Origin of the sequence: Pyxidicoccus fallax (assembly GCF_012933655.1) — a bacterium.
GTDB lineage: Bacteria > Myxococcota > Myxococcia > Myxococcales > Myxococcaceae > Myxococcus > Myxococcus fallax.
The window spans coordinates 1-4,730 of record NZ_JABBJJ010000563.1; the positions used below are offsets into that span (position 1 = coordinate 1).

The following is a 4,730-nucleotide window of genomic DNA, read 5'->3' on the forward strand; positions in this document are numbered from 1 at the left end:
GGCTCGCTCATGAGGCTCGGGCGGGGCGCGCGGCGTACGCCGTCTCCAGCGCGTGCACCAGCGCGCCGGTGTCGAAGGGTTTGGAGAAGACGCCCGAGGCGCCCGCCGTCAGGCTCGCGTCCGGGAAGGCGGTGATGACGAAGGTGGACAGGTTCGGGTAGCGCGCGCGCAGCCGCCGCAGCGCCTCGCCGTCCGGGCCGCCCGGCACGCGCAGGTCCACCAGCGCGGCGAAGGGCTCCACACAGGAGATGCGCTCGGTGTCCAGCACCGAGTGCGCCGTCACGCACGAGAAGCCCTTCGCGCGCAGCACCTCGGTGAGGTTGTCGCTCAGCGCCGGGTCGTCCTCCACCAGCACCACCAGCCCATCGCGCCGCGCCCCGGACAAGAGCCCCACCAGCGTGGGAATGGGCACGGGCTTGGGCAGCACGGCGAGGAGCCCCTCGCGGCGCGCCGTCTCCAGGTCGTCCTCCCGGGGGTACGCGGTGATGACCACGGCGGCCAGCCCCGGGTCCACCCGGCGCAGGTGGTGCACCGCGTCCGCGCCGCTCATGCCGGGCATGCGCATGTCCGTCAGCAGCGCGTCGAAGCGCGTGGTGCGCGCCAGGCGCACGGCCTCGTCACCGCTGGTGACGACGGTGGCCTGGTCTCCTTCGTCGCGGAGGATTTCGGCCAGGTTCTCCGCGAACGCACGGTTGTCATCCAGCAGAAGGTACCGACGCATGCGCGTCCTCCGCGGGCATGAGGGGAAGCCGGAGCACGAAGCGCGCGCCGGCACCGGGACGGGGAGCATAGGCGATGGTGCCGCCGTGGCGCTCCAGGATGCGCCGCACCAGCGGCAGGCCCAGGCCGATGCCGCGCGCCTTCGTCGTCATCAACGGCTCGAAGAGGCGGCGGCGGATGGCGTCGCTCACGCCGGGGCCCGTGTCCTCCAGCACCAGCTCCGCGATGCCCGGCTCGGGCGTTGTCGCAGACAGCGACACGCCGCCCCCCGTCTCCTCCAGCGCCTGCACCGCGTTCTCCAGCAGGTTGACGAACACCTGGCGCAGCTGGCCCGCGTCGCCCTGCACCGGCGGGAGCGAGGGCAGCCCCTCCTCGCGCACGACGACGGACTCCGGCCGCTGCACGGCCTTGAGCGCCTCCTGCCACACCTCGTCCAGCCACACCTCCTGCCGCTGCAGGGGGCGGTCGCGAATCATGTCGAGGAGGTCGGAGACGATGCGGTTGGCGATGCCCACCTGCTCGCCGATGCGCTCCAGGTGCTTGGCGGTGCGCTCGTCCACGGCGCCGGGGCGGCCCTTGAGGATGTAGAGCGACGTCTCGATGACGCCCAGCGGGTTGCGCAGCTCGTGGCCGATGGAGCCCACGAGCTGGCCGAACGTCGACAGCCGCTCGCTGCGCGCCTGCTGCGCCTGCATGTCCTCGCGGTAGGTGTGGAGCATGATGGCCAGCTCCAAATCGAGAATCTTGCCCAGCGCCATGCGCGCGGCCCGCAGCTTCTCCGGCTCCTGGAGGTAGGCCGTGTCGATGACGGCGTTGAGCTCCTGTCGCAGGACGTTCATCGCGCCGAACATGTAGTGCTGCGGCAGGGAGATGCGCACGTGCATGCGGCCGATGCGGCAGCGCAGCGCGTAGTACGCCTCGTCCCAGGGGCCGCGCATCAGCTGGCTCATCCATATCTCCAGCGTGCCGCGCAGGTGGCCGACCTGGCTCTCCCCGCCCTCCAGCGCCTGACGCGCGCCCTCGTGCTCCAGGATGCGGTCGTAGAAGATGCGGGCGATGCGGGGGAAATGGGGCTGGGCGATGACGTGCAGGGCGACGAGCGCCTGCTCGTCCCGCTCGTTGAAGCCCACGTACCGCTTCAGTTCCTCGAACAGGGTTTCCGCCATGGTGTTTGGGGTAGGAGCCTAGCCAGGACGAACGCGCGGCGGCACGTGAATCCTCCTGGCACCTGTCCTCCACCGGCGCTTCAGCCGGCCTCGGGCGCCGGGGCCCACGGCAGGGCCTCCACGGCGCAGCCGGCGCGCCGGGCGACCTCCATGAGGAGCAGCTCCCGCTGGACGCGCAGGTCCAGCCGGCGGCGCTGCTGGTGCTTGAGGAAGTGGAGGCGGTGGACCACCTCCATCATCGACGCCTCGCCCGAGCCCAGGCCCAGGACGGCGGCGCCCAGGGCCTCCTCGGCCACCGGCAGCAGCTTGTCCTCCACCATGCCCAGGCGCCGGTCCAGCGCGGCCAGGTCCGCCAGCAGCCGGTCCACCTCCGGAGGCAGGGGCGCGGCGCGGCCCGTGCGCGCGAAGACGAGGCCCGCCAGCGCCTCGCGGTCCAGTGCACCGTCCGGGTTCCAGGGCGGGGGCAGCTCCCCCGTGAGCACCTGGAAGTCCGGGTCCAGCTTCCCCTGCCGCGCCAGCAGCGCCGCGCGCGCGTCCGCCAGCGCGAGAATCTCGTCGTCCGTGGCCAGGGCCTCCGCGTCCAGCGTCACCCGCTCGTGCTCGAAGATGGCCTCGCGGGGCGAGTCGGCCGACAGCTGGATGAGCCGCTCCAGGAACTCGCGGGCGCCCTCCTCGAGGCCGCGCGCCTCGGTGTTGTGGCGCAGCCACAGCTTCACGCGCGCGGGCTCCCTGCCCGGCGACTCCAGGAAGCGCGCCAGCGACAGCTCCGGCGCGCGCGGCGACTCCTTCTCCGCGGCCGGCCGCTTGGGGGCCATCAGCGGGGAGCCGGGCTCCAGCCCGCTCGCCTGCCCGGCACCCGTGGCGAGGAACAGGCAGAGGCACATCGGAATCACGTCGCGCATGGCCATGGGAGGCTCCCGTCGCCGGCCGTCCTGGCCAGCGCTCCCGGGTTGAGCAAGCCCCGCGCCACGGGTCTTCCGCTGGAGAACGGGGATTCGAGACGCAGGAAATGCGCGAGGCGATGGTGCGAGGAGAGGACGCGCAGGTCCTGCGCCGGTCGGTGGGCAGGCAGGCGCGTTACCCCTTCCGAAACGCGCTTGGAAACGCCACCTCCCAGGAAGAGGCCCAGAACGGGCCCGGGCAGCCGGGGAGCCGTCGGCGAACGCATGGTCAGGCGCGAGGACATCATCGAGAGGGACCGGGAGCAGCTCCGGCTGGCCGTGGAGGTGACGGGCCTGGGGACGTGGGACTACGACCCGCGGACGGACGCGCTGACCTGGGACGAGCGGGCGATGGCGCTCCTGGGGCTCGGGCCCTCCGACGCCCACATGGACCTGGAGGGGTTCCTCCGGCGCATCCATCCCGAGGACCGGGAGCTGACGGAGGAGACCATCCGCCGGGCGCTGCGGCCGAAGGGCACCGGCCACTACTCCCTGGAGTACCGCATCCTCGTCTTCGGAGAGGTCCGCTGGGTGGCGGCGAACGGACGGACCTTCTTCGACGCCAGCGGCCAGCCGGTGCGCTTCCTGGGGACGCTGGTGGACATCACCGCGCGGGTGCTGGGACGGACCGCCGTCGAGCGGGCCCAGCACCAGCGGGCGCGGCTCCTGGAGAGCATGTCCGACGGCTTCTACGCCATGGACGGGCAGTGGCGCCTCACCGACATCAATCCCCAGGCGGAGCGGATGCTCGACGTGCGGCGCGAGGAGTCGGTGGGGCGTCCCTTCTGGGAGGTGTTCCCGGATTCGCCCGGCACGGACCTGGAGCGGCACTACCGCCGCGTCATCGACACGGGTGAGGCGGACTCCTTCGAGACGCTCTACCCCGCCTGGAATCGCTGGTTCAGCGTGCGCGCGCACCCGAATGAGGACGGGGGCCTGTCCGCCTTCTTCCACGACGTCACCGAGCAGAAGCGCGAGCGGGAGGAGCGCGAGCGGCTGCTGCGCGAGCACGAGCGCGCGGTGGAGGTGCTGGAGCACGGGGACGCGCTGTTCGTGCTCGACAAGGACTTCCGCTTCGTGCTCGTCAACGAGAACCAGGAGCGCCTGTCGCACACACGGCGCACGGAGACACTGGGGCGCATCTTCTGGGACGTGTTCCCGCTCACCGTGCGCCCGGACTCGCGCTACTGGGTGGAGTACCACCGGGTGATGGAGGAGCGCGTGCCCGTCCGGTTCGACGCGTACTACGCGCCCATCGACATCTGGACGAGCGTGAGCGCCTACCCCACGCGCGAGGGCGGCATCGCGGTGTTCTTCCGGGACGTCACGGAGGAGAAGCGCACGGAGCAGTTCCGGGACAGGCTGCTGGGCATCGTCGGCCATGACCTGCGCAACCCGCTGAGCAACATCCACCTCACCACCCAGCTGCTCCTGCGGCGCGAGGAGGTGCCGGAGCCGGTGCGGGCGGGCGTGCGGCGCATCGCCACCAGCGCGGACCGGATGGCGCGGATGATTGACGACCTGCTGGACTTCACGCGCGCCACCGTGGGCGGCGGCATCCCCCTGAACCGGCATCCCATGGACCTGTGCGAGCTGGTGGAGGACACGGTGGCGGAGTTCGAGCTGACGCACCCGGGCCGGGTGGTGCTGGCGTGCGCGCGCGGGAGCCACTCCGGCGAGTGGGACCGGGACCGGTTGGCCCAGGTGGTGTCCAACCTGGTGGGCAACGCGCTGGTACACGGCGACGAGCAGTCCCCGGTGCGGGTCTCCGTGCGCGCGGAGAACCCGGACGTGGTGCTGACCGTGCGCAACGAAGGTCCTCCCATTCCGGCCGAGCTGCTGCCGCTCATCTTCGACCCCTTCAAGCGGGCCGGACGGGACGGCGGGCGGCGGGGCCTGGGGC

4 protein-coding genes are annotated in these 4,730 nt (G+C 72.1%); 1 reads left to right on the top strand and 3 read right to left on the bottom strand.

Going from position 1 to position 4,730, the window contains the following annotated elements:
- Nucleotides 1-7: 7 nt before the first annotated feature.
- The 3 genes from HG543_RS51570 to HG543_RS51580 all read right to left on the bottom strand — a co-directional run bounded on the left by HG543_RS51570 (nt 8) and on the right by HG543_RS51580 (nt 2,794).
- Nucleotides 8-721, bottom strand: coding sequence for a response regulator (locus HG543_RS51570; RefSeq protein ID WP_169352349.1), 714 nt, complete (start codon nt 719-721; stop codon nt 8-10).
- On the bottom strand, nt 696-1,886 hold the full coding sequence (locus tag HG543_RS51575) for a sensor histidine kinase (protein ID WP_169352350.1): 1,191 nt from the start codon (nt 1,884-1,886) through the stop codon (nt 696-698). The genes HG543_RS51570 and HG543_RS51575 overlap by 26 nt, the downstream gene beginning before the upstream one ends.
- A gap of 80 nt (nt 1,887-1,966) precedes the next feature.
- The gene (locus HG543_RS51580) at nt 1,967-2,794 is read right to left on the bottom strand and encodes a hypothetical protein (RefSeq protein WP_169352351.1); all 828 of its coding nucleotides are present in this window, start codon (nt 2,792-2,794) and stop codon (nt 1,967-1,969) included.
- Between the two features lie 258 nt (nt 2,795-3,052).
- On the opposite strand from HG543_RS51580, the gene HG543_RS51585 reads away from it, so the two are divergent.
- A partial coding sequence (locus tag HG543_RS51585; RefSeq protein WP_169352352.1) for a PAS domain-containing sensor histidine kinase occupies nt 3,053-4,730 on the top strand: 1,678 nt, incomplete at its 3' end.